Source organism: Jiella endophytica, assembly GCF_004519335.1.
Taxonomy (GTDB): Bacteria; Pseudomonadota; Alphaproteobacteria; order Rhizobiales; family Rhizobiaceae; genus Jiella; species Jiella endophytica.
This window is the reverse complement of record NZ_SOZD01000005.1, coordinates 331,688-356,473: the sequence shown is the minus strand read 5'-3', so window position 1 is coordinate 356,473 and position 24,786 is coordinate 331,688. Positions and strand designations below refer to the sequence as shown.

Here is a 24,786-nt window from a genome sequence, read left to right as displayed (position 1 = left end):
TCTTTCGTCGCTCGCCTTGGGACAACGAACGCACTACCATCGGCGCCATGTTCCTGACCTTCTTCCTCAAGCTCAAGGCCGTCGGCGTCCCGGTGACGCTGCGCGAGCACCTGCAGCTGCTCGAAGCGATGCAGGCCGATCTCGTCGCCTATGACGTCGAGGCCTTCTATTTCCTTGCCCGCGCGTGCCTGGTGAAGGACGAGCGCTTCGTCGACCGGTTCGACCGGGTGTTCGCCGATGTCTTCAAGGGCGTCGAGGCCGTCTCGGGGGCGGCGGAGGGCGAGATCGCCGCGCGTGAGCTTCCCGAAGAGTGGCTGCGCCGGCTCGCCGAGAAGCATCTCACCGAGGAGGAGAAAAAGCTGGTCGAGGGCCTCGGCGGCTTCGACAAGCTGATGGAGACGCTGAGGCAGCGGCTGGAAGAGCAGAAAGGCCGCCATCAGGGCGGCAACAAATGGGTCGGCACAGGCGGCACTTCGCCTTTCGGCGCCTATGGCTACAATCCCGAGGGAGTGCGCATCGGCCAGAACGAAAGCCGGCACCGCCGCGCCGTCAAGGTCTGGGACAAGCGCGAATTCCGGGATTTCGACGACGACGTCGAGCTCGGCACCCGCAACATCCGCATCGCGATGAAGCGCTTGCGACGCTGGGTTCGCCAGGGCTCGCAAGAGGAATTCGCGCTCGACGCGACGATCGATTCCACCGCCCGCAAGGGCTATCTCGACGTGAAGACCCGCCCCGAGCGCCACAACGCCGTGAAGCTCCTGCTCTTCCTCGATGTTGGCGGCTCGATGGACGATCACGTGCGCGAGGTCGAGCAGCTGTTTTCCGCGGCACGGGCCGAGTTCAAGCACCTCGACTTCTTCTATTTCCACAACTGCCCCTATGAGCGGCTGTGGAAGGACAATCGCCGCAGACACGCCGAGGTCACCCCGACCGAGGAGGTGATCCGCACCTATGGCCCGGACTACAAGGCGCTGTTCGTCGGCGACGCGGCGATGAGCCCCTATGAGATCGCCATGCCCGGAGGCTCGGTCGAGCACTGGAACGCCGAGCCTGGCGGCGTCTGGCTGGACAGGCTGACGGCCAAGTGGTCGAAGGCCGCCTGGCTCAACCCGTCGAACCAGCGCTACTGGGACTACACCCAGTCGGTCGGCATGATCCGCGAGGCGATGGACGGACGGATGTTTCCGCTGACGCTTGCCGGCATCGAGGCGGCGACGCGCGAACTCGCGCGCTGAAAGCCAGGCGCACCGCCGCTTTTCGGGCAGATCGCCGGGACGCAAGGCGCGGCACCTTGCCACTGGTGCAGATTGTAACGATTCTTATTTTGCCTGATGAGCTCGCTGCACAGATAGTGCGGCGCTATCGACAGGCCGTCAGCATCCGCAGCCGCGGCCTCCTCCAGAACTGTCTCTACAGGATCGCCGGCGAATGACTGCTTCAGCCAACCCCACTCCCGTCTCAGCCCCGCGTTCGACGGGCTGGTCCTCTCTCAGCGTGGCGCTGCACTGGACGATCGTCGTGCTGATCATCGTCCAGTTCATCGACCACGAATGGATGGTCGACATGTGGCGCGCCACGCGTCGCGGCACCGAGATCGACGCGGCGACCGAGACCTGGGGCTGGGTGCACATCATTGCCGGAACGCTGGTGCTCGTCGCGGCGCTGGTCCGGCTGTGGGACCGCTTCGCCCACGGCCGGCCGCCCTACCCCGCCGAAGAACCGACCTGGGCGTCCTGGCTCGCCAGGATCACCCACGGCCTGATCTACGCGATCCTGATCCTCATGCCGATCGCCGGTCTGGTTGCCTGGTTCCTTGTCATCGGCGAGGCAGGCGAGGTCCACGAACTCATGTGGACGCCGCTCCTGATTCTGATCGGGCTGCATGTGGTGGGCGCGCTGGCCCAGCAGTTCTGGTTCAAGACCAACGTCCTGAAGCGGATCTTCGTGCCGGGCACGGTGTGAATGGCCGTCAGCTCACGTCAACAGCGCCCGCGCCGCAGCGACCATGACGGTGCCGATGACGACGACGACGATCAGCGGCAACCGGAAGGACAGGACCGTGCAGACGACGATGGCGACCCGCTCGGCCCAGTCGCCGGAGACGAGCACCGGTGCGACGATCGCCGTCATCACCGCCGCAGGGACAGCGTCGAGCGCTGCCGAGGCGCGGGGCGGGATGGTGCCGAGAAGCTGGATCAGGATGTGGCCGCCGAAGCGCGTCACATAGGTCAGAGCGCCGGCGGCGAGGATGATGAACCAGATCGAGCCGACCGACCAGGCGCCCTCGGAGAGCAGAGGTTCGCCGTTCACGACGCCACTCCCCGCCGCGTCTCGCGCCCGGCCTGGCGTTTGGGCGGGCCGATGACCGCGGCGACGGCAATGCCGGCGAGCCCGCCGAGGCTGACATGCCAGGGCGGCCCGGCCAGCCAGTAGGCGATGACCGAGACGACGAGGCTGGTGCCGGCAACGGGATAGAAGGATGCCCGCCGGCGAAAGCTCATGACGAGGCCGAGGAAATAGACCGGCAGCACGAAATCGAGACCGAAGGCGTCGGGGTCCTCGATCAGCCGCCCGAAACTCGCCCCGGCAAGGGTCGCCAGCAGCCAGCTGCAATAGAGCGTGACGCCGTAGGTGAAGTAGAATGTCGGCGTCAGCCGCCGCTGTGCCGCGCGTACCTCCGCCGATCCGAACAGCGGATCCACCAGCAGAAAGAAGGCGAGCGCCTTCTGCACCGGGGAAAACCCGCCCAGATGCCGGCTGATCGACGCCGAATAGAGCACATGGCGGAAGTTCAGCGCGAAGACCGTCAAAAGGATCGACCAGATCGGCGCGCCGATGCCCATCAGTTCGAGCGCCGCGAGCTGCGAGGCGCCGGCGAAGATCGCGCCGGAAAAGCCGAGCGCCTCGGCGGTCGTCAGCCCCTTCTGCACCGCGACTGCGCCATAGACCATGCCGAAGGGCAGGACCGCGAGCAGCACCGGCAGCAGCGCCCGCAAGGCATCCCTGCGCTCGCTCGCGGCATCCGCCGGCCTGTCGCTCGATGGGGCGTCGATGTTCAATGGGGACTGCCGGAAAGGGTGATGGGGCAAGGCGACCGATTCGACCGTTCGGTGACGATACAGCAAGTCGGGCGAGCCCCAACCGCTTTCCTGCGGTGCGGGCCGCAAGCCCTACTGATCGGCCTTGTCGAGCACTTCGCGGGGAAATTCGGCCAGCGTGACCGTCCAGCGGTCGAAGAGATCGGCGAGCCGCCGCCTGGTCAGGTCGAATGAGGAGGCGTTGAGCTCGACGACTGGCATTCCCGTTTCGGTGAGGTAGGACTTGTTGTAGGCGCCAAGGGAATTCCAGTGATTGACGAGATCGAGCGACACGCCGGCGCCGTCCCATATGGCGTAGAAGTTCAGGGTGCGGCAGTCGCGATTGTTCCGGCAGTCGAGGAAGAACAGCTGATAGGCGGTGCCGTTGATGTCGCCGGCGATCACCGGATCGCCGGTCTCGGTCTTGGTCAGTTCCGCCTCGCCATAGCCCCTCGCAAGGTCCAGCATCGCCGGAAAATCGTTGCGGTCGATGGTCTCGGCGGCGGCCCTCGCCTCGGTGGCGGGCGCCGGGCCGGCAAAGAGCGACAGGAGCGCCGCGAGAAGAATGGCTGAGCGCAGGCCGCGCGCCGGTCGGTCGGTCATGGGCAGTCCCGTGTGTCGTCGTTTCGCGCGACGCTGCCGCCCGCGCCTCGCCGACGCAAGAGCCGGCCGGACGAGGTAGAAGCTTTCGCCGGCCGCCGTGGCGGTTCTGCACCGCGGCAAAAACGCCTTACGTTACGGTGGGTTCGCGGCCGATCAGCGTGAACCAGCCATCCTCGTCGACCACCTCGATGCCGAGTTCCTCGGCCTTCTTCAGCTTCGAGCCGGCACCGGGGCCGGCAACGACGAGATCGGTCTTCTTCGATACCGATCCGGCGGTCTTCGCGCCCAGCCCCTCGGCCATGGCCTTCGCCTCGTCGCGGGTCATCTTTTCGAGAGAACCGGTGAAGACCACCGTCTTGCCGGCGACCGGCGAGGTCTCGGCGGGCTTTTCCACTTCCTCCACCTGAAGCTCGGCGACCAGCGCCTCGACGAGTTTCAGATTGTGCTCCTCGGAGAAGAACCGCGTGACGGCGGTGATCACCGCTCCGCCGATATCCTCCAGCGCATCCATCTCGGTGGCGGCTTCCTCGTCGCCGGCGGCAATCTTCAGGCCCGCCTCGTGAAAGGCTTCGAAGCTGCCATAGGCCCTTGCCAGCACCCGCGCCGTCGCCTCGCCGACATGGCGGATACCGAAGGAGAAGATCAGCCGGTCGAGGCCGATCGGCCGCCGTGCCTCGATCGCCTCGAAGAGGTTCTTCGCCGAGAGCTCGCCGAAGCCCTCCTTGTCCTTCAGCTTCTTCATGCCGGCATCGTTGCGGCGCTTCAGGGTGAAGATGTCGGCAGGGGTGCGGACCGGGAAGTCCGGGTCGTCATAGAAGAAGTCGATCTGCTTGTCGCCGAGGCCGTCGATGTCGAAGGCCTTGCGCGAAACGAAGAGCTTCAGGTGCTCGCGGCGCTGAAACGGGCAGGCGAACTCGCCGGTGCAGCGCCTGACGACGCTTTTCGCGCCCGAGGCCGTTTCCTCCTGCACCACTTCGGTCGAGAGCTCGCAGGGACAGACCGCCGGGAAGGCGAAGGGCTCGGCTCCTTTCGGCCGCTTCGCTTCGACGACGCCGAGCACCTGGGGAATGACGTCGCCGGCCCGCTGGATCTCCACTGTGTCGCCGATCCTGACATCGAGCCTCGCGATCTCGTCGGCATTGTGAAGCGTCGCATTGGTGACGACGACGCCGCCGACGGTAACCGGTTCGAGCTTGGCGACCGGCGTCAGCGCGCCGGTGCGACCGACCTGGATCTCGATGTCGTGAAGGAGCGTCGTCGCCTTCTCGGCGGGAAATTTGTGGGCGATCGCCCAGCGGGGCGAGCGCGAGACGAAGCCGAGCCGCTTCTGCAGCTCCAGATCGTCGACCTTGTAGACGACGCCGTCGATGTCGTAGCCAAGACTCGATCGCTGCTCTTCGATCTTATGGTAGTGCTCGATCAACGCGTCGATCGTCTCGAAGCGCTGCATCAGCGGATTGACCGAGAAGCCCATCTTGCCGAGCGCGGCGACCACCTCCGTCTGGGTGGCGCCCGGCACATCGCTCGTCTCGCCCCAGGCATAGGCGAAGAATTGCAGCTTCCGCGAGCGGGTGATGCCGGCATCGAGCTGGCGCAGCGAGCCGGCCGCAGCGTTGCGCGGATTGGCATAGACCGGGCCGCCGGTTTCTGCCTGGCGGGCGTTGAGGGCCTGGAACGCCTCGTGGCTCATATAGACCTCGCCGCGTACCTCGAAGACTTCGGGCGCCTTGCCCTTCAGCTTGTTCGGGATGTCGCCGATCGTCCGCGCATTACGGGTGACGTCCTCGCCCGTCGTGCCGTCGCCGCGCGTCGCGGCAGAGACGAGCTCTCCGGCCTCGTAGCGCAGGGACAGCGACAGTCCGTCGATCTTCGGCTCGGCGGTGATCGCCAGCGGCGCGTCCTCGGCAAGCTTGAGAAAGCGGCGCACGCGTTTGGCGAAATCCGCGACATCCTCGTCGGAAAAGGCGTTGTCCAGCGAGAGCATCGGCAGCGCATGGCGGATCTTGCCGAACTTTTCCGAAACCTCCGAGCCCACCCTGACGGAGGGCGAATCCTCGCGGATCAGGGCAGGAAACCTTGCCTCGATCTGGCTGTTGCGCCGCCGCAGCGCATCGTATTCGGCGTCGGAGACGCTCGGCGCGTCCTCGCGGTAGTAGCGGGCGTCATGCTCGGCGATTTCGCCGGCGAGCCGCTCCAGCTCCTCGGCGGCTTCGGCTTCGTTCAGCTCTTCGACCGGTCTGTCGGCCATGTCAAAACTTGCTCCGTCTCGCTCGGCGACCGGCGGCTCGGCGCGGACTGATTGCTCAAGACTCGGCGCGAGCTTGCTCTATGGTGACCGATACCGCATTTTTCATGAAGATGACCGCGTGGACAGAACCAGATATGGCCGAGCCCCTCCAAGTCACACTGCCGGAAGACCTGATGCAGGAAATCGCCGCCGAGGTCGAATCCGGCGCCGTTCCGACGCCTGACGAATTGATACGCCAGGCGCTGGCAACCTATTTCGAGATGGACCGAGCGGCGCGCATCGAAGCTGTGCGGGCACGAGTGGACGCGGCACGGAGAGACCCGCGCCCCTCCGTACCCGTTAAGGAGGCATTCGAAAGGGTCCGACGGGAAGTTTCACGACGGCATCGCTCGTCGTGAAAGTTCTGCCGGTCCGACTATCGGAAGCGGCAATATCCTCCCTTGCGGACCTTGCGACCTACATCGCGACGTCGACTGGATCACTCGATGTCGCACTATCATTCACCGATCGCATCGAACGGCGTTGTACGAAGATCGGCAGGGCGCCGAATGGCGGCTCTCCGCGCGCTGATCTTGGGGACGATGTCCGCCTTGTTCCGTTCGAGCGGTCGGCGGTGATCCTGTATCGGACGTTGGAAGATCACGTCGAAATCATCGACGTCATCTATGGCGGCCGCGACTACAATGCGATCATGCTTCGAAAATCATGAATGGAGCCACTCTGGCTGTGGCAGGTCGAGCGCCAGAACGCGTTCGGCAATCTTGCGCCGCACCGGCGCCAGCATCGTCGCCATCGGCATGGCGTATTTCAGCATCGAGCCGAGATAGGCCGGCGGACGGCCGAGCCGGTCGGTCATCTCGCGCGTCTGGTCGATGACGGCTCTCGCCACCGGCAGCCGCTGCGTTTCATATTCGGTTTCGCGGTGCTCGCAATAGAGATGGGCGAATGCCGCGACATCCCAGATGCCGAGATTCATGCCCCGCCCGCCGACCGGCGAATGAACATGGGCCGCGTCGCCAGCGAGGAACACCTTGCCGCGGGACATCCGCTCGGCATGGCGGAACGAGACGTGGAAGGTCGACTTCCAGGTAACCTCGGCGATGCTGGCGCGAAACGCCTCGACGAGCGCCTCGGGCGAATCGTGAAAGCCGATCAGCCGCGCCCGGTTCTCGCCCATCGGCAAAAGGGCGTGGGACTTCTCCCGCGACGAGCCGATCGAGAGCTTGCCCCGGTGGGCGTCGATCGGCTCGTCGAAGACGACGTCGGCAAGCGCGAAGGCGCCGGGATAGCCCTCGCCGCTCCAGGGCACGCCGAGCTCCTGGCGAACCCGCGAATGGCTGCCGTCGCAGCCGAGGATCGCCGCCGCCTCGACGCGTTCGCCGTTGGACAGCATCGCCGTCGGGCGATGGGTCTCGCCGACGGTGTCGAGGCCGACGGACCATTCCACCGGCACCGAATGCGCCGCCAGCCATTCGATCATCAGCCGTTCGGTGCCGCCTTGCGGGAAGGCGAGGATGAAGGGATAGGGCGTGTCGGCGTCGGAGAAATCGAAGGCGAAGGCCGGCTTGTCGTCGAGCGCGATGTCGGCACCGGTGATCTTCGTTCCGGCCGCCAGAAGCTTCGTCGTGATCCCCGAGGCTTCGAAGATCCGCAGCGTCGTCGGCAGGACGGCGAGCGCGCGGGACTGGTCGGCGGGCGTCGGCCCCTCGCCGGCATCGACGATGCGGACGGCAACACCGCGCCGCGTGAGTTCCACCGCCGCCGCAAGCCCGACGGGCCCGGCCCCGGCAATCAATACGATCCCGTCGCGCGCCATGTTCACCCCCATCCTGTCCGACGGGGACGATTATAGGGCGCCGGCGCGGCCTTGCCGACCGGTCCTCAGGAGCGCCCCGCCCCGATCAGCCGGGCGGCGGCCGCTCTTGCCTCTTCCGTGACGCTCTCGCCGGCCAGCATACGGGCGATCTCCTCGCGCCGACCCTCGACGTCGATGGTCGCAACGCGGGTCGCCACACGGTCCTCGACCTCGCTGCCGACGCTCGCCTTGGAGATCAGGAGATGCGTCGCGGCCCTTGCCGCGACCTGCGGCGCGTGGGTCACCGCCAGGACCTGCACGGAGCCGGCGAGACGCGCCAGACGCCGCCCGATCGCATCGGCGACGGCGCCGCCGACGCCGGTGTCGATCTCATCGAAGACCAGCGTCGGCGCCGAGCCGCGATCGGCGAGCGCCACCTTCAGGGCCAGCAGAAAGCGCGACAGCTCGCCGCCCGAAGCGACCTTCATCATCGGCCCGGCTCGGGTGCCGGGATTGGTGCGGACATGGAACTCGGCTGTATCAATGCCGGAGGGATCGCGCCGCTCGGCGTCGCTCGCGATCTCCACCATGAAGCTCGCCCGCTCGAGCTTCAGATCCGGGAGTTCGGCCATCACCGCAGCTTCCAGCATGCGGGCCGCCACGGCGCGCCTTTCCGACAGGACGGCCGCCTCGGCATCATAGCGCTCGCGCTTTGCCTCGACCTCCGCCTGAAGGGCGACGAGCCTCTCCTCGCCGGCGTCGAGATCGGCAAGATCGCCGATCATCCGTGCCGTCAGTTCCGGCAGATCGTCGACGGGAAGGTTGAACTTGCGGCCGGCGGCGCGCAGCGCGAAAAGCCGCTCCTCGGTCGCCTCCAGGGCACGCGGATCGAATTCGAGGCTGCGGAGCGCTGCTTCAAGGCTGGTCTGGGCATCGGACAAGGCATCGAGGGCGGTATCGAGCCGTTCGATCGCCTCGTCGAGCAGACCGGGGAGTTCGTCGCGCTTGCGGTCGAGCCGCTTCAGGAGATTCGCCAGCCCCGGGATCGGTGAGGTCGGGCCGGAGAGTTCCTCATTGGCGTCGTTGACGTCGGTGGCGATCTTTTCCGATCGCATCATCACCTGACGCCTTTCGGCGAGTTCCTCTTCCTCGCCGGCGAGCGGCTGGAGTTCGGAAAGCTCCTCGACCGCGCTCCTCAGAAAATCCGCCTCGCGCGCCGCCGCCTCCACCTTGGCGCGATGCGCCGAGAGGGCCTCGCGAGCGCCGCGCCACTCGCCATGGAGCCTTGCGAGCGATTCGGCTTCGTGCTCCAGCCCGCCGAACTCGTCGAGGAGCATGCGATGGCTGGCGGCATCGACCAGCGCCCGGTCGTCATGCTGGCCATGGATCTCGACCAGCGACAGGCCGATCTGGCGCATCAGCGCGACGCTGGAGGGCCGGTCATTGACGAAAACGCGGCTGCGCCCATCGGCGGTCTGGACACGCCGCAGCACGACGTCGCCGTCGTCGTCGAAACCATTGTCGGTAAGAAGCTGCCTCGCCGGATGATCGGCGGCGACGTCGAAGGCGGCGATCACCTCGCCCTGCTTCGCGCCGTGACGGACCAGCGAACCGTCGCCGCGGCCGCCGAGGGCCAGGGAGAGCGAATCGAGCAGGATCGACTTGCCGGCGCCGGTCTCGCCGGTCAGCACCGAGAGACCCGCCCCGAGCGTCAGGTCGAGGCGTTCGATGAGGACGATGTCGCGAATGGAAAGATGGACCAGCATGTCCGGTTCGTCGGTCAGGGCAGGATGCGGCGCAGACAATGTCGGTCGCTGGCAGTGGTTTCGCAAGCCGGCTCGGCGGACAATGCGGGCGGCGGCGCGTCGCTTCTTGCAAAAAGCGGCGCTTGCGCGCCGCCTTGTCTTGCCGATGCGGCCGGGATGGCCGCCGCCTTCAGCCGATCTCCCGGCCTCAGGACGCGCCGGTGATCTTCTTCGTCGCCGCGGCGAACCAGGAGTCCGACGCGCCGGCCTGCGGCTCCAGCCCGTGGCCCTTCAGCAGAGCGTAGGAGTCGCGATACCAGGGCGAGTCGGGATAGTTCTGGCCGAGCACCGAGGCGGAGGCCTGCGCCTCGCGGATGAGCCCCATGGCGTAATAGGCCTCGGTCAGGCGGGCCAGCGCCTCTTCGACCTGGCGGGTGTCGGGATAGACGTCGACGACGTTCTTGAAGCGGTTGATGGCGGCGAGATAGTCGCGCCGCTCGAGATAGTAGCGGCCGACCAGCATCTCCTTGCCGGCCAGCTGGTCGCGGGCAATGCGCAGCTTGCCCTTGGCGTCCTCGGCATAGGCGGTGTCGGGGAAGCGCTCCATCAGCGCCCGCATCGCCGTCGCGGTGTAGGCCGCCTGCTTCTGGTCGCGGGTGACGTCGGGGATCTGGCGGAAGTGCGACAGGCCAATGATGTACTCGGCATAGGCCGCATCTTCGGAATTCGGATAGAGCGAGATGTAGCGCTTGGCCGCCGTCGTCGCTTCCTCGTAGTCGCCGCCGCGATAGCTGGCGAAGGCCTGCATGATCAGCGCCTTGCGGGCCCATTCCGAATAGGGATGCTGGCGGTCGATCGCCTGGAACTTCTTGGCCGCCTCGCCGAGCCGTCCGCCTTCGAGATTGGCGAGGCCCTGATTGTAGAGAACGTCCGGCGGATCGGTCTCGGCGGCGAGCGCCAGGACGTCGACGTCGTTGTCGCCCCCCGACATGCACCCGCCAAGTCCGAGTGCGGCACCAAGGACCGCGCCGGTCAGCGCCATGCGCTGCGCCCATTTCGTTGGTCCGGCGGACTGCCTTGTCGCTTCGATCATGTTCTGCGGGTCCCCTACCCCATTCAGCCTCCGGCCGGCATCACTACCCCCCGAGCGAGGCTCGAACAATGCCGAAGCCCGAGTAAGGTGCCTTTTTTGTGGCCGGGCGACGTGAAACCCCTTGCACGCCATCATTCACCCACCGCCTGTTGCCGCAGCGTCACCATCTGACCCGCACTCGGCGTGAGGGTGGATCGTCGGCCGAAAGCGGGCAAGTGACGCAGAAACGAGCCCGTCCGGACACCGGACAGGCTCGCCGCCTTGTCGAGCGGATGCGACGCAGATGTCGGACCTCAGAGGATCTGCGGACCAAAGGCCGGCGCGGCAACCGCGACCAGCGGCGCATGGCGCACCGGGTCGACGCGGCGGGCCGGCATCTCGACGATCTCGTAGGCCGTCGGATCGGCGAAGAGCGCCTGCAGCGCCATGGCGTTCAGCCGGTGGCCGCCGCGATAGGAGCTGTAGCAGCCGAGGATGCGCAGGCCCGCGAGAGCCTGGTCGCCGACGGCGTCGAGCGCCTTGTGGCGAACGAATTCGTCCTCGAAGCGCAGCCCTTCCGGATTGACCACACGGCCGTCGTCGGAGAGCACCACCGAATTGTCGAGCGAGGAGCCCAGCGCATAGCCGGCCGCCCAGAGCTGTTCGACATCGGCCATGAAGCCGAAGGTGCGCGCCCGGGCGAGATCCCGGGTGAAACGGGCGGCCGTGAGGTCGGCCCGGTAGGTCTGCCGGCCGATCGCCGCATTGGCGAAATCGATCTCGATCTCGAAGCGGGTGCCGGCATAGGGCCGGTATTCCGCCCTCGCCTTGCCCATCTCGATCGCCACCGGCTTCAGGATCCGCAGATAGCGGCGCTTGGCACCCTGGCTGACGACGCCGGCCTCGTTGATGCCGCGGACATATTCCGCCGAGCAGCCGTCGAGGATCGGCGTCTCGCGGGCATCGATCCGCACCGCGACGTTGTCGACGCCCATGGCGTAGAGCGCGGCCATCAGATGCTCGATGGTCGAGACATGCGCACCGGCAAGATCGCCGACGACGGTGGAAAGATCGGTCAGCGAGGAATTCGCCGAAACGGCGGGGATCTGACGAATGCTGCCGTCGGGACGGACGAGATGGAAGACGATGCCGGTGTCGACCTCGGCCGGAAGCAGTGCGAGTCGCACCGGCAGACCACTGTGCACACCCACGCCGTCGAAATCGATACGCGATGCTATCGTCTGCTGAAACATCAACACGTCAGGATTACCTTTCCCCGTCCAGCCTTCGGCACCCCCGCGCCGCGGCCGCCTACACACACATCCAGTCGACTGATTCACCCGGTTGAGACCGGCCGGGGAATCCGCAATGGTTCCCCTTTCGTTGCGATCGTTGGTAAATCGGCAAGCGGTTTTGGCAAAATCACGCTTTCTTACCCACTGTTACCAACAATCCGTGAACGAATGGCTGCAAGCCCATAAATTCAGTGACTTAAACGCAAATGCCCGCCGGATTGCTCCGACGGGCAGTGTCGCGAAACCGCAACAATGACGCGAGATCAGTTGGCCTGACGCCTGAGGAACGCAGGAATCTCCAGCTGTTCCTCTTCGCTGACCGGGCGGGAGGCGGTCGCCGGACGGGCAGCCGATTCCGCCGCGGAGCGACGCGGGGCGTAGGGATTCGGCTCGACATGGGCGCGGCGCGCCGGCTCGGCGGCCTGCTGCTCGTCCTCCTCGCGGCGCGACAGACCGGTGGTCAGCCGCCGCAGAAGGCCCATGGCGCCGCGCTCGTCGGCAGCCTGCTCGTGGTTGGCGGCCTGGCGCTGCTCCATCTCGCCGCGCACCACCGGCGGGAAGTCCTCGACCCGCGGCATGCGCGCCGGCTGGATCGGCTCCATCGCCGTTTCGGCGCTGGAGACGCTCGGACGGGCCGCCGGCTGCGGAGCCACCTGGGCGATCTCGGCGGCGAGTGCGACGGTGAAGGCGTCCTCGATCTCGGCGTCGTCTTCCTCGGCCTCGGCCGGAGCCTCATGCATCGTCGCGGCAACGGGCTGCTGCGGCGCGGCCTGAACGAAGGCAGCGGCCGGCTGGGCGGCGCGGTGCTGCGCCACGGCAGCCGTGTGGCTGGCCATCGACGAGCGCTGGGCCATCTCGACGTCGCTCTTGTCGATGCCGGTGGCGACGACCGAGACGCGAATCACGCCTTCCAGATTCTCGTCGAAGGTGGCGCCGAGGATGATGTTGGCGTCCTGGTCGACTTCCTCGCGGATGCGGGTCGCCGCTTCGTCGACTTCGAAAAGCGTGAGGTCGCGGCCGCCGGTGATCGAGATGAGCAGGCCCTTGGCGCCCTTCATCGAGGTTTCGTCGAGCAGCGGGTTGGCGATTGCCGCTTCTGCGGCGGCCATGGCACGGCCCTCGCCCGAGGCCTCGCCGGTACCCATCATCGCCTTGCCCATCTCGCGCATCACCGAACGGACGTCGGCGAAGTCGAGGTTGATCAGGCCTTCCTTGACCATCAGGTCGGTGATGCAGGCGACGCCCGAATAGAGCACCTGGTCGGCCATCGCGAAGGCGTCGGCGAAGGTGGTCTTGTCGTTGGCGATGCGGAAGAGGTTCTGGTTCGGAATGACGATCAGCGTGTCGACGTTCTTCTGCAGTTCCTCGATGCCCTGCTCGGCGATCCGCAGCCGGCGCTGACCCTCGAAGTGGAACGGCTTGGTGACGACGCCGACGGTCAGGATGCCCTTTTCGCGCGCGGCGCGGGCGACCACCGGGGCAGCGCCGGTGCCGGTGCCGCCGCCCATGCCGGCGGTGACGAAGCACATGTGCGAGCCGAGAAGGTGATCGCAGATCTCGTCGATCGATTCCTCGGCGGCCGCGCGGCCGACCTCGGGCTGCGAACCGGCGCCGAGACCCTCGGTCACGGCGACGCCCATCTGGATGATGCGCTCGGCGCGCGAGGAACGCAGCGCCTGGGCGTCGGTGTTGGCGATCACGAAGTCGACCCCTTCGAGGCCGGCGCTGATCATGTTGTTGACGGCGTTGCAGCCACCTCCGCCGACACCGAAGACGGTGATGCGGGGCTTCAGTTCGGTGATGTCCGGCTTCTTCAAGGTAACACTCATGCCCTCATTCCTCTTCCAATTCGCTCAGGCCGTCTCGCCGCGCGGCCGTTTGTTGCAATTCTCAAAGGCGCGCGGCGCGCACCGTTTTCCCGTCCCTGGCGCAGCGCCCCCGCGGCGCCTGATCCCGGTCTGGCGTGACGATCCGAAGCTCGATCATCGTCCCGCCGGAATTCCTTTCCTCACAGCGCCCGGCGCAGCCAGGAGCCGAAACGGCCTCCCTCCATCGCCTTGTCGATCGCCTGGACGGCGAGCGAACGCTCCGCGACGTATTCGCGGTGAGCGACCTGCGGATAGATCAAGAGACCGACGGAGGTCGAAAACCCCGGCCCCTTGCTCGATGGATTGAGTCCCGTAACACCCAGCGGTCGCCCGAGCCTGACGTTGCGCTGCAGCACCATGCGGGCGGTGTCGGCGAGGCCGGCCAGCTGGCTCGCGCCGCCGGTGAGCACAACGCGCTTGCCGATGACGTGGCCGAGGCCGGAGGCGTTCAGCCGGTCGCGTACCAGCTCCAGCGTCTCCTCGACGCGCGGCCGGATGATCTTGGTGACCAGCGAGCGCTTGACGACGATCGGATGGGCGTCGCCGCTGTCGCCGAGCGGGGCGACGCTGAGCGGCTCACCGGTGTCGTCGAGAAGCTCGGCGAGGGTCGAGCCGTGCATGACCTTGATCCGCTCGGCGTCGGCCGGGCTGATCGACAGGCCGCGGGCGAGATCCATGGTGATGTTGGCGCCGCCGATGGCGATCTGGTCGGCATAGACGAAGCGGCCGTTCTGGAAGATCGCGATGGTCGTTGCGCCGGAGCCCATGTCGATGCAGGCCGAGCCCATCGCCGCCTCGTCCTCGACCATGGTCGAGAGCGCGCTGGCGTAAGGGGTGGCGACGAAGGCCTCGACGACCAGCTGCGCCCGGTTGATCGCGGCTTCGAGGTTGCGCAGCGGCGCGACCTCGGCGGTCAGCATATGGAGATTCGCCGAGAGGCGGTCGCCGGTCATGCCGACCGGATTTTCCAGGCCGGCATCGTCGTCGAGCTGCAGGTCGTAGACCGTCGAATGCAGCGCCACGCGCTCGTCGTCGAGCGGCATCTTGGCGGCATTGCCGGTGACACGCGACAGATCGGCCTGGGAGACTTCGCCGACCACCTCGGTCTCGGCCCGGCGCCGGACACTCTTCAGCCGGCCGGCGGTAACCGAGACGATCAGCGACTCGACGGAGAGGCCAGCCATGCGCTCGGCCGCATCGACGCACTGGCGGATCGCCAGTTCGGCAGCCGCGATATCGACGACGGCGCCCGACCGGATGCCGCGGGAGCGGTGATGGCCGACGCCGATCACCTCGATCGTGTGGGTGCGATCGGGCAGCATCTCGCCGGCGATGCGCGGACGCAGCCTGGCGATCAGACAGGAAATCTTTTCCGAACCGACGTCGAGGACGGAGATCACCCGCGCCTTGCGAGGCGACAGGCCCTTGATCCTCGGCAGATCGGATTTGCCGAAACCGAACAGACTCATACCGGCTTATCCTTGCCAAGGCGCTTGATCAGCTTGGCCCGCTCTTCGAGACGCTCCTTGCGCCGCGTGAAGGAACCGTCCGTCAGCCTGACCACGACGCGATCGGAAAGCCGCAGGTCCACCGCCGCGATCTCGCGTTCGAGCAAAGTGTTCTGCCGATCCAAACGCACGACTTCCGCCACCGCCTCCATCGGTTTGACTTCCGGCAGCCGGACGATGACCCCGTTGTTCAGCTCGAGGTCCCAGCGACGGCCGCCAACCCGGACATACGCCTTCACCCTTGCGCGAAGCTCAGGAAAACTTTCCATGTCATCGATGATGCTCGCCGCGGCGCTGCCGGCGCCCTCGCCGACCACGACCGGCAGGGCGTCGAACCGGCCCGGCATGTAGGGGACGATCTTCTTGCCCTCGCGATTGACCACGAAGAACGACTGACCGGTCTGCCAGACGGCGTAGGGCCGATGCTCCTCGAGATCGATCTCCACCCGGTCGGGGAAGATCTTCGAGACCGAGGCGCGGTCGATCCACGGCATGGATTCCAGCGTCTGGCGGGCATCCGTCGGATCGAGCGACAAAAGCGTCTGCGAGCCGGTCTGCCAGAGCGCCTGGAGAACGTCGATCTCCGAGGTCTCGCTGTTGCCATGCACCGCGACCTTGTCGATCGAGAAGCCGAGGGGCTGGCCGACGCCGTCGAGCACTTCGCCCGTGTGGCCGCCGACGGCGATGCCGTAGATCACGCTGCCGGCGACGACGGCAAAGGCCATCTGGCCGAAGCCGGGAAGCGGCAGATCGGAGGCCGTCGCAACGAGGCCGACGATGCGCCGGGTCGCCTTGGCCCTCGCACGAGCAAGCCGGCCGGGGCCGTGCGGATCGGCGGGGATATGGTTGGGGTTCAGCGGTCGCACGAGGCGTCCTCCACCATCCAGCCGACGAGTTCCTCGAAGCTGTGGCCCGCGACCCGCGCGATATCCGGAACCAGCGAGGTCGGCGTCATGCCAGGCTGGGTGTTGATCTCCAGCCAGATCAGTTCGCCGCCTTCGCCGAAGCGGTCGTCATAGCGGAAGTCGGAGCGCGTCACGCCGCGGCAGCCCATCGCCTTGTGGGCGGCGAGCGAGTGCTCCTGGACGCGGCGGGCGACGCTCTTCGGTATCTCCGCCGGCACGACGTGGCGCGAGCCGCCGGCGGCGTATTTCGATTCGTAGTCGTAGAAGGCGTGGCCTTCCGGCACGATCTCGCAGACGTCGAGGGCGACGTCGCCCATCACCGCGCAGGTCAGTTCGCGGCCGTGGACGTAGCGCTCGACCATCACCCGGTCGCCATAGGGCCAGTCGGCCGAGTAGAGTTCCTGCGGCGGCTTGGACTGGTCCTCGCGCACGATCAGAACGCCGAAGCTCGACCCCTCGGCGACGGGCTTGATGACGTAGGGCGGCGACAGGACATGGGCGGGCGCCGCATCGAGGCGGTGCAGGACGCGCGCCTCGGCCACCGGAACACCGGCGGACTTCGCGACGATCTTCGCCCGCTCCTTGTGCATCGACAGGGCCGAGGCAAGGACGCCCGAATGGGTGTAGGGGATCTGCAGATATTCGAGGATGCCCTGAATGGTGCCGTCTTCGCCATAGGGGCCGTGCAGCGCGTTGAAGGCTGCATCGGGGGCGATCTCGGCAAGCCGTGCCGCGACGTCGCGGCCGACATCGAGCCGCGTGACGGTGTGGCCGACCGCCTCCAGGGCGTCGGCGCAGGCATTGCCCGAGGAGAGGCTGACCGGTCTCTCCGACGAGAAGCCGCCCATCAAGACCGCCACATGCTTTGCCATTGCGACTGCCGCTCAAAATTAACAAAGGGTTTGATTCAATCTTTCGCAGATCGATGGTTAAGCATCGGTTAACCGACTGTGGCGAAAGCAAGAAATTTGAAAGGGTCGGGCTTTGGCGGCGACTTTGCCGCACCAATGAAAAAGGGGCCGCGCCCGGCGCAGCCCCTGATGTTCCCGGCTCGAGAGGCGATCGTCAGAACAGGAAATCGCCCGCGTCGAGATCGGTGACGTCGACGCCGACGAGCGTGATGGTGTCGCCGCCGACGGTGATGACCGCGTCGTCGCCCACCTGCGACAGGTGGTTCGCCGAAAGATCGGCAAAGTCGCTGATGCCGGTGACGGCCGACAGGCTGATCGCCTCGGCGGCATCGCGTGCGTCGAAGTCGGTGATCACGTCGCTGCCGAAGCCGTCGGCAAAGACAAAGACGTCCGATCCGCTGCCGCCTTCCAGAATGTCGTTGCCGGCACCGCCCGAAAGGCTGTCGTCACCGCCGCCGCCGGAGAGACGGTCGTTGCCGGCAAAGCCGCTCAGCGCGTCGGCGCCGCCAAGCCCGGACAAGACGTTGGCCGTCGCGTCGCCTTCGAGCGTATCGCCATGCGCCGAGCCGATGATCCGTTCGATGCCGGACAGCGTGTCGCCCTCGGCCTCGCCACCGCTGCCGGTGCCGGTCGTCAGGCTCACCCACACGGCGGCGCTGGAGTTGCGGTAGCTTGCCGCGTCCGCGCCGTCGCCACCGACAAGCGCGTCGGCCCCATCGCCGCCGGTCAGGACATCATTGCCCTCGCCGCCGTCGAGGCTGTCGTTGCCGGCTCCCGCGAGCACGCTGTCGTTGCCGCCGAGGCCGCTGAGCGTGTCGGCACCGTCGAGGCCGTAGAGGACGTTGGCGCTGTCGTCTCCCTCGAGCACGTCGTCATGGGCCGACCCCGCCAACCGCTCGATGCCGGTCAGCGTGTCGCCCTCGGCATCGCCGCCGCTGCCGGTGCCGGTCGCCAGGCTGACGGAAACGGCGGCGTCGGAGTTCCGGTAGTTCGCCGTGTCGATGCCGTCGCCGCCGTCGAGGATATCTGCTCCGGCGCCGCCGAGCAGCGCGTCGTTGCCGGCCCCACCCTCGAGCGTATCGTCGCCGGCAAGCCCCCACAGCACGTCGGCACCGGCAAGGCCGGAGAGAGTATTGGCGCCGTCGTCGCCGGCGAGAACGTCGCCGCGCGCCGACCCGATCAGCCCTTCGATCGCCGTCAGCCTGTCGCCTTCGGCGTCGCCGCCGCTGCCGGTGCCGGATGTCAGACGGACCGTGACGGCGGCTGCCGAATCCTGATAGCTCGCGACGTCGAAGCCATCGCCCCCGTCGAGAGCGTCGGCTCCGGCACCGCCGTCGAGGAGATCTTCGCCGGCGCCGCCATAGAGGCTGTCGCTGCCGGCGAGCCCCTGCAGGCTGTCGGCGCCGTCGAGGCCGAAGAGGACGTTGTCGTTGCCGTCGCCCTCGATCACGTCGTCATGGGCCGAGCCTGCGATCCTCTCGACATTTACCAGCGTGTCGCCTTCGGCCTCGCCGCCACTGCCGATGCCGGTCGCGAGACTAACGGACACGCCGGCCGAGGAGGCGCGGTAGTTGACCGTGTCGATGCCGTCCCCGCCATCGATGACGTCGGCGCCCTCGCCGCCGAGCAGCGCGTCGTCGCCTTCGCCGCCGTCGAGAACATCGTCACCGGTGCCGCCGAGCAGGCAGTCGTCGCCGCCAAGGCCCAGCAGCGTGTCGGCGCCGCCAAGGCCGAAGAGGACGTTGGCGCCTGCATCGCCTTCGAGGGTATCGCCGAATCTCGAACCGAAGACCCGCTCGACATCCGTCAGAGTGTCCCCCTCGGCATCGCCGCCGCTGCCGGTGCCGGTGGCAAGGCTGACGGCAACCGCCGCGGCAGAGGCGCGATAATTGACCGTATCGATGCCGTCGCCGCCGTCCATGACGTCGGCGCCGTCACCACCGAAGAGGACGTCGTTGCCCGCCCCGCCGTCGAGAACATCGCTGCCGGCGCCGCCGAAGAGCCCGTCACTGCCGTCGCCGCCTTCGACGCTGTCGTCTCCCTCGCCGCCGTCGAGAATGTCGTCGCCGATGCCCCCGGAGATCGTCTCGCCGGCAGAACCGCCACGGACCCGGTCGTTGCCGGCGCCGCCGTCCAGACCGATCGACGAGCTGCTTCCCATCAGGATGTCGTCGCCGGTCGAGCCGACGACGCTCTCGATGCCGGACAGGATGTCAAGGCCCGATTCAAAGCCGAAGGAAAGGCCCCAGCCGAGATTGACGTAGACGCCGGAACTCGTGCCGGCAAAGGAGATGGTGTCGGAGCCTTCGCCGCCGACATAGCGGTCGGTCGCAAGGTCGGCCTCGGCGACGAAGAGGTCGTTGCCGGCATCTCCGAGCAGCACGTCCTGGCCGCCGCCGCCAGCAAGGGTGTCGTCGCCCTCGCCGCCGCTGAAGATCTCGTCGGAATTGCCGCCGGCAAAACCGTCATCGCCGCCGCCGCCGAGAACGGCGCCGGAAACAGAACCGTTGCCGCTCGCGGCATAGACGTCGTCGCCGTCGCCAAGATCGACGTCGCCGAAGACGCTGCCGGAATTGGTGAAGCTGTCGGCGCCACCGCCGAGCCAGACACTGCCCTCGACGGAGCCGGAATTCTCGAAGGTCAGCTGCGAGGTCGAGCCGTTCAGATCTGAGGCGTCGCCATCGAGGACGGCCACCCGCAGGCCGGTGTCGCCGTCGATCTCGGCGGTGATGCTGCCGCTGTTCGAAAGGCTCGTCGCACCGGTTCCGGCCGCTCCCGTGTGGATCGCGGCGCTCTGGCCGGGGGCTGAAGCATCGGTGTCACCGCCGGTGACCTGGCCGCCGCCGCCGACGGTGATCGTCGTTCCGTCGCCCGAAGCGACGATGGCAGTCTCTGCGGCAGTGATCGCCCCGCCGACGAGAAGCGTCGCGCCCGCGCCGCCGAGGACGACGCCGATCCCCTGGCTGTCGATCCTGCCGCCGACCGTCGCGACGACATTGGCGCCCGTCAGGTCGAGGCCGATCCGGTCCGCCGAGACGTCGCCGTGGATCTGCACCTCGTTGCCCGCGGTACCGTCGTCGGCAACGCCGACGTCGGCGAAGATCGAGCCGCTGGAGGTCAGCAGGAAGCTGTCGTCGCCGTTCAGCCGCAGGCCCGCCGCATCGGCGATCAGCATCCCCGTCCAGTTCAGCGTGACATTCGTCGACGCGGTGATCGTCACCGCATCAAGGCCTGCCGACGACGCGACATAGACACTCGAAAGGCCGTAGAAGGTGCCGTCCCCGACACGTGCCTCGTCGATCGTCAGGGTCGTGTCCTGACTGGCTGAAATGACCTCTGCCATGAAATTCCTCTCTCGAACCGCCGTGTCGGGGCCGGCCTCGTCAAGGCCGGTCGAACGATCCGAGGCACCCGCCTTCCGTCCGCCCCGCTAATTGTCGAGGGAGCTTTATGGGAAAACTTTCTTTCATAATTCCAAAGGCTTGGGAGAATAGTTTGTGAGCCGCCCACACTCCGTCCATGGGTCACGGCCAGTCTGGTGTGCGGAGAACAGGCGGCTCGGCGGCGTCCGCTGGCGTCCGTCCGGGCGCCTCGGCGGCCTGCAACGGCTTATCGACATTTGGCGGTTTTCGCCCCTTGCGAAACGACAGCCGTATCAGTAGGTAGAGCGCCGGTGAGGCCTCGTGGCGGAGTGGTTACGCAGAGGACTGCAAATCCTTGCACGCCGGTTCGATTCCGGCCGAGGCCTCCAGCCATCCCCGCGCGTTTCGCCGCCGGCAGCTGAAAAGACCGCCAGGGCACGGCCGAGCTTATGCTCTGGCCCTTGCGACGTTCCGATGACGGTTTGGCCCGTCGCGGCAGGAAGCGCGCCCGAACGCAGCGGGCTCGTCTGGCATTCGGCTGGCGACACACCACATGCATGTCACGACGGCTGGGCCGATTGTGATGCAGGGGCTTTTGGTCTATTCACCCGCTCGACAGTGCTCATTGCTCAGGCGATTCCCGCCGGGGCATAGCCTTACCATGATAGAGTTTTCATGATGACACGTCGCCGCCGCATCTACGAAGGCAAAGGCAAGATTCTTTACGAGGGCCCGGAGCCCGGCACCCTCGTCCAGTTCTTCAAGGACGACGCCACCGCCTTCAACAAGAAGAAGCACGAGATCGTCGACGGCAAGGGCGTCCTCAACAACCGGATCTCGGAATACATCTTCTCGCATCTGAACAAGATGGGGATCCCGACGCACTTTATCCGCCGGCTCAACATGCGCGAGCAGCTGATCAAGGAAGTCGAGATCATTCCGCTCGAGGTGGTGGTGCGCAACATCGCCGCCGGCTCGCTGGCCAAGCGCCTCGGCATCGAGGAAGGCACGGTGCTGCCGCGCTCGATCATCGAGTTCTACTACAAGGCCGACGCGCTCGACGATCCGCTGGTCTCCGAGGAGCACATCACCGCCTTCGGCTGGGCTTCGCCGCAGGAGATCGACGACATCATGGCCCTGGCGATCAGGGTCAACGACTTCCTCTCCGGCCTCTTCCTCGGTGTCGGCATCCAGCTCGTCGACTTCAAGATCGAGACCGGCCGGCTGTTCGAGGGCGACATGATGCGCATCGTCGTCGCCGACGAGATCTCGCCCGATTCCTGCCGGCTGTGGGACGTCCAGACCAACGACAAGCTGGACAAGGACCGGTTCCGCCGCGACATGGGCGGCCTTGTCGAGGCCTATCAGGAAGTCGCTCGCCGCCTTGGCATCATGAACGAGAACGAGCCGCCCCGCCCTTCCGGGCCGGTGCTGGTCAAGTGAAGCGGCGAAGGCCCGTGAAACAGCCGGCACCGGCGCTCCGACTCGTCTATTCCAGCGACATCTCGCAGAAGCGGGCTCATCCCCGCGCAGAGGATCAATGATCAAGGCCCGCATTATCGTCACGCTGAAGACCGGCGTCCTCGACCCGCAGGGCAAGGCGATCGAGGCCGCCCTCGGCAATCTCGGTATCGACGGTGTCGGCTCCGTGCGGCAGGGTAAAGTCTTCGACGTGACCCTCGACGGCGACGATGCCGCCGGGGCCAAGACCAGGCTCGACGCCATGTGCGAGCAGCTTCTCGCCAACACCGTCATCGAGAATTATGCTGTGGAGATCGACCACGGGTAGCAGGAGCCGGTGTCATGCCCGAGGTGACGAACGAGCTGATCTATGAGGCTCTCAAACAGCTTCAATCTCGTATGGGGAACCTCGACGTCGGACTGCGGGAAGTCAAACAGGAGCTGATCTCGATCCGAGGTCACATGCTGTCCATGCAGAACGACATCCACAACATCTACGACAAACTCGACCGTCACGACGAACGGCTGGAACGCATCGAGCGCCGGCTCGAGATTCGTGAACTGGCCGAGCCGGCGGCACCATTCAGGCCCGAATGAGCAACGAGATCATCGAGCGCCCTGCCATCGATCCACTGCCTCGTCAGGACGCGGCGAGCGCGGTTCTGCGGTCCCTGCCGCGGAGCAACGGAATGAGGGTTTTTCCCGTCATTCTGCTGGCTACCCTGCTGTCCGCCCCCGCCGCCCACGCGCAGATCCCGTCCGGCTGGGACAAGCCGATGCACGGCGTATCCGCCGAAACGCCGCCGCAATGGACGAGCGAGTATTCGCCCGCCGACACCCAGATGACCACCTATGTCTGCCACACGGCGGCGTGCGAGAGCGCAACGCAGGAGGTCTGCAAGTTGATCGTCACCAACAAGCCCATCGGCCTCTCCGGCTATCTGCCGTCGGGCTGGATGGTGTCGCTGACGATCGGCGCCGGAAAAATCCGCAACTCCGTGCTCAAGGGCTCGCACGAGGGCGCGACCGTGACAAAGGACCCCGGCACCGAGTGGATCGGCGACCAGTCCTGGTACACGGCCGAAAGCCTAGCGCCCTACGGCTGGAAGTCGCTGTTCCACGCCACCGCCGTCATCGGCCAGCGCTTCATCCGGGTCAGATGCCAGACCTGCGACCGCTCCGACGATCGTTTCGACTTCGCCCGCCAGTTTCTCGCCTCCGTCAGAGTGAAGCCATGAAAACCGCCGTCGTCCTTCTTCCCGGCCTCAACCGCGACCGCGACATGATCGCGGCACTGACCAGCATCACCGGCAGGGCGCCGCAGACGGTCTGGCAGACCGAGACGGCCCTCCCCGACGTCGATCTGGTGGTGGTGCCGGGCGGATTTTCCTTCGGCGATTATCTGAGAGCCGGCGCCATCGCCGCCCGCTCGCCGGTGATGCGCGCCGTCGCCGATGCGGCAGGCAAGGGCGTGCCGGTTCTCGGCGTCTGCAACGGCTTCCAGATCCTCTGCGAGGCAGGGCTCCTCCCCGGCGCCCTGATGCGCAATGCTGCGCTGCGCTTCGTCTGCCGCGAGGTGAAGCTCGAAGTCGTCAATGCCGGCACCCGCTTCTCCTCGGCCTATCAGGCGGGTCAGGTGATCCGCTGCCCCGTCGCCCATCATGACGGCAACTACTTCGCCGACGACGCGACGCTGAAGGCGCTCGAGGACAACGGACAGATCGTCTTCCGCTATGCCGAGGGCACCAATCCCAACGGCGCGGTGCGCGACATCGCCGGCATCGTCAATGCAGGCGGCAACGTGCTCGGGATGATGCCGCATCCGGAGAACCTCATCGAGCCGGAGCATGGCGGCACCGACGGGCGCGGCATCTTCGAGAGCGCCCTCGGCGCCTCGACAGGTCTGGCCGCCTGAGGCAGCCCCCGTGCAGACCAGAGCCCCGCTCGCGACGACCGCGCTCCTCTCCGTCCTGCTGGCCCTCGGCGCGTGTTCGACCGGGCCCAGTGTGGGCCCACAATCGTCGGATACCGGCCTCGACCGGATGGAGCGGCTGGCCCTCAACGCCAATCGCTGCTGGTTCAAGTCGAAGGATCCGGCCTTCGCCGCCTATTCGCTGGCGCCGGAGCTCTCCTCCTTTTCCGGCAGGCCGCGGTTCCTGCTGGTGCCGAAAGGCAAGCCCGAGGCCCGGCCGCTGGTCGTCGTCGAGGGTGAGAGCGGCTCGGCCAGGATCTCGACCTATGGCCCGCTGATGAGCGACAGTCTCGGCGGGCGGATCGGCGCCGACGTCAACCGCTGGGCCGCCGGCAATAACGGCTGCTCGGCCTGACCGGCATGGCGGCTCGCCTTCCCCTTGCGATCGCCCTTGTGGCGCTGCTGACCGGATGCGCCGCGTCCGATCCGATCGCCCTGGCGCCCTTACCGGCGCCGATGCCGGCAAGCCAGACTTCGCCGGCCAATCCCGTCGGGGCGATTGCGGCTGCAGACGATAGCGCGCCGACCGATCCCGGCGAAACCGGCGCAGTTCTGGGAGGCGGCACGCCATCCAAGGCCGAGATCGCCTATGCCGAAGCCACCGCCGCCGGTGTCTTCCGCCGCCGCAAGGCGGAGCGCGCGACGAGCTTCCTGCCGGCGGGCACCGTCGACGGCTACGGGCTGTGCCTTCGCTCGCCCGCCCGCAAGGGGGCTGGCTATGACTATGTGCTGGTTCTGCAGGTTCGCCGCAACGCCGGAAGCGCAATCTCGCAGGTCGACGACGACACGCTGGTGATGCGGCGGCCCGGCGACTCGGCGCCCTGCCGCACGGCCCGGTTGGACTGGGTCGGCGTCGGCTGAACCTGTCGACGCACCGGCACGGTCCCTGCGGCCTTTTTCGCGAGCCATCGCAGTGCTAACAGGCTCACCAAACGAAATTCCACTCCCGGACGCCGCCGCC

General features: G+C 66.9%; 24 protein-coding genes and 1 tRNA gene. 12 read left to right on the top strand and 13 right to left on the bottom strand.

Going from position 1 to position 24,786, the window contains the following annotated elements; all coding sequences use genetic code 11:
• The first annotated feature begins 47 nt into the window (after positions 1-47).
• On the top strand, positions 48-1,238 hold the full coding sequence (locus E3C22_RS17660; RefSeq protein ID WP_134759220.1) for a vWA domain-containing protein: 1,191 nt from the start codon (positions 48-50) through the stop codon (positions 1,236-1,238).
• 193 nt (positions 1,239-1,431) lie between these two features.
• On the top strand, positions 1,432-1,965 hold the full coding sequence (locus E3C22_RS17655) for a cytochrome b (RefSeq protein WP_134759218.1): 534 nt from the start codon (positions 1,432-1,434) through the stop codon (positions 1,963-1,965).
• Positions 1,966-1,977: 12 nt separating this feature from the next.
• On the opposite strand, the gene E3C22_RS17650 is transcribed toward E3C22_RS17655, so the two are convergent.
• From E3C22_RS17650 to ligA, 4 genes are all read right to left on the bottom strand, one after another.
• On the bottom strand, positions 1,978-2,313 hold the full coding sequence (locus tag E3C22_RS17650) for an AzlD family protein (protein ID WP_245514693.1): 336 nt from the start codon (positions 2,311-2,313) through the stop codon (positions 1,978-1,980).
• Positions 2,310-3,062 (bottom strand): AzlC family ABC transporter permease, encoded by a 753-nt coding sequence (locus tag E3C22_RS17645; protein ID WP_245514692.1) that lies wholly within the window; start codon positions 3,060-3,062, stop codon positions 2,310-2,312. The genes E3C22_RS17650 and E3C22_RS17645 overlap by 4 nt, the downstream gene beginning before the upstream one ends.
• Before the next feature lie 111 nt (positions 3,063-3,173).
• On the bottom strand, positions 3,174-3,683 hold the full coding sequence (locus E3C22_RS17640) for a YbjN domain-containing protein (protein ID WP_134759216.1): 510 nt from the start codon (positions 3,681-3,683) through the stop codon (positions 3,174-3,176).
• A 127-nt stretch (positions 3,684-3,810) separates the two neighbouring features.
• Positions 3,811-5,931, bottom strand: coding sequence for an NAD-dependent DNA ligase LigA (gene ligA / locus E3C22_RS17635; RefSeq protein ID WP_134759214.1), 2,121 nt, complete (start codon positions 5,929-5,931; stop codon positions 3,811-3,813).
• Positions 5,932-6,011: 80 nt separating this feature from the next.
• On the opposite strand from ligA, the gene E3C22_RS17630 reads away from it, so the two are divergent.
• Both E3C22_RS17630 and E3C22_RS17625 read left to right on the top strand, forming a co-directional pair.
• The gene (locus tag E3C22_RS17630; protein ID WP_134759212.1) at positions 6,012-6,329 is read left to right on the top strand and encodes a ribbon-helix-helix domain-containing protein; all 318 of its coding nucleotides are present in this window, start codon (positions 6,012-6,014) and stop codon (positions 6,327-6,329) included.
• A complete protein-coding gene (locus tag E3C22_RS17625; RefSeq protein WP_134759210.1) occupies positions 6,326-6,640 on the top strand; it encodes a type II toxin-antitoxin system RelE/ParE family toxin in 315 nt (104 codons plus the stop codon). Before E3C22_RS17630 ends, E3C22_RS17625 begins: the two co-directional genes overlap by 4 nt.
• Here the strand turns inward: E3C22_RS17625 and E3C22_RS17620 are convergent.
• The 9 genes from E3C22_RS17620 to E3C22_RS17580 form a co-directional block, all read right to left on the bottom strand.
• Positions 6,635-7,747, bottom strand: a complete 1,113-nt coding sequence (locus E3C22_RS17620; RefSeq protein ID WP_134759208.1) for an FAD-dependent oxidoreductase — start codon at positions 7,745-7,747, stop codon at positions 6,635-6,637. The genes E3C22_RS17625 and E3C22_RS17620 overlap by 6 nt on opposite strands.
• A gap of 65 nt (positions 7,748-7,812) precedes the next feature.
• The gene (gene recN, locus E3C22_RS17615; RefSeq protein ID WP_134759205.1) at positions 7,813-9,492 is read right to left on the bottom strand and encodes a DNA repair protein RecN; all 1,680 of its coding nucleotides are present in this window, start codon (positions 9,490-9,492) and stop codon (positions 7,813-7,815) included.
• Positions 9,493-9,679: 187 nt separating this feature from the next.
• On the bottom strand, positions 9,680-10,564 hold the full coding sequence (locus E3C22_RS17610; protein ID WP_425364945.1) for an outer membrane protein assembly factor BamD: 885 nt from the start codon (positions 10,562-10,564) through the stop codon (positions 9,680-9,682).
• 293 nt (positions 10,565-10,857) lie between these two features.
• Positions 10,858-11,796, bottom strand: coding sequence for a UDP-3-O-acyl-N-acetylglucosamine deacetylase (lpxC, locus tag E3C22_RS17605; protein ID WP_134760842.1), 939 nt, complete (start codon positions 11,794-11,796; stop codon positions 10,858-10,860).
• A 305-nt stretch (positions 11,797-12,101) separates the two neighbouring features.
• On the bottom strand, positions 12,102-13,667 hold the full coding sequence (gene ftsZ / locus E3C22_RS17600) for a cell division protein FtsZ (RefSeq protein ID WP_134759203.1): 1,566 nt from the start codon (positions 13,665-13,667) through the stop codon (positions 12,102-12,104).
• Between the two features lie 179 nt (positions 13,668-13,846).
• Complete coding sequence (gene ftsA, locus E3C22_RS17595) at positions 13,847-15,175, bottom strand: cell division protein FtsA (protein WP_134759201.1); 1,329 nt, start codon at positions 15,173-15,175, stop codon at positions 13,847-13,849.
• Complete coding sequence (locus E3C22_RS17590) at positions 15,172-16,080, bottom strand: cell division protein FtsQ/DivIB (RefSeq protein ID WP_245514691.1); 909 nt, start codon at positions 16,078-16,080, stop codon at positions 15,172-15,174. Before E3C22_RS17590 ends, ftsA begins: the two co-directional genes overlap by 4 nt.
• Positions 16,068-16,991: a D-alanine--D-alanine ligase gene (locus E3C22_RS17585; RefSeq protein ID WP_134759199.1), complete on the bottom strand. Its 924-nt coding sequence runs from the start codon at positions 16,989-16,991 to the stop codon at positions 16,068-16,070. The genes E3C22_RS17590 and E3C22_RS17585 overlap by 13 nt, the downstream gene beginning before the upstream one ends.
• Positions 16,992-17,184: 193 nt before the next feature.
• A complete protein-coding gene (locus E3C22_RS17580) occupies positions 17,185-20,373 on the bottom strand; it encodes a beta strand repeat-containing protein (RefSeq protein ID WP_134759196.1) in 3,189 nt (1,062 codons plus the stop codon).
• Between the two features lie 334 nt (positions 20,374-20,707).
• On the opposite strand from E3C22_RS17580, the gene E3C22_RS17575 reads away from it, so the two are divergent.
• From E3C22_RS17575 to E3C22_RS17540, 8 genes are all read left to right on the top strand, one after another.
• Positions 20,708-20,781: transfer RNA gene (locus E3C22_RS17575), tRNA-Cys, on the top strand.
• Between the two features lie 289 nt (positions 20,782-21,070).
• The gene (gene purC / locus E3C22_RS17570) at positions 21,071-21,835 is read left to right on the top strand and encodes a phosphoribosylaminoimidazolesuccinocarboxamide synthase (protein ID WP_134760837.1); all 765 of its coding nucleotides are present in this window, start codon (positions 21,071-21,073) and stop codon (positions 21,833-21,835) included.
• Between the two features lie 97 nt (positions 21,836-21,932).
• The gene (gene purS, locus E3C22_RS17565) at positions 21,933-22,181 is read left to right on the top strand and encodes a phosphoribosylformylglycinamidine synthase subunit PurS (RefSeq protein WP_134759194.1); all 249 of its coding nucleotides are present in this window, start codon (positions 21,933-21,935) and stop codon (positions 22,179-22,181) included.
• A 14-nt stretch (positions 22,182-22,195) separates the two neighbouring features.
• A complete protein-coding gene (locus E3C22_RS17560; RefSeq protein WP_134759192.1) occupies positions 22,196-22,450 on the top strand; it encodes a hypothetical protein in 255 nt (84 codons plus the stop codon).
• The gene (locus E3C22_RS17555) at positions 22,447-23,091 is read left to right on the top strand and encodes a hypothetical protein (protein ID WP_134759190.1); all 645 of its coding nucleotides are present in this window, start codon (positions 22,447-22,449) and stop codon (positions 23,089-23,091) included. The genes E3C22_RS17560 and E3C22_RS17555 overlap by 4 nt, the downstream gene beginning before the upstream one ends.
• On the top strand, positions 23,088-23,768 hold the full coding sequence (purQ, locus tag E3C22_RS17550) for a phosphoribosylformylglycinamidine synthase subunit PurQ (RefSeq protein WP_134759188.1): 681 nt from the start codon (positions 23,088-23,090) through the stop codon (positions 23,766-23,768). Before E3C22_RS17555 ends, purQ begins: the two co-directional genes overlap by 4 nt.
• A 10-nt stretch (positions 23,769-23,778) precedes the next feature.
• Positions 23,779-24,180: a hypothetical protein gene (locus E3C22_RS17545; protein ID WP_134759186.1), complete on the top strand. Its 402-nt coding sequence runs from the start codon at positions 23,779-23,781 to the stop codon at positions 24,178-24,180.
• Positions 24,181-24,185: 5 nt separating this feature from the next.
• Positions 24,186-24,686, top strand: coding sequence for a hypothetical protein (locus E3C22_RS17540; RefSeq protein ID WP_134759184.1), 501 nt, complete (start codon positions 24,186-24,188; stop codon positions 24,684-24,686).
• The last annotated feature ends 100 nt before the right edge of the window (positions 24,687-24,786 follow it).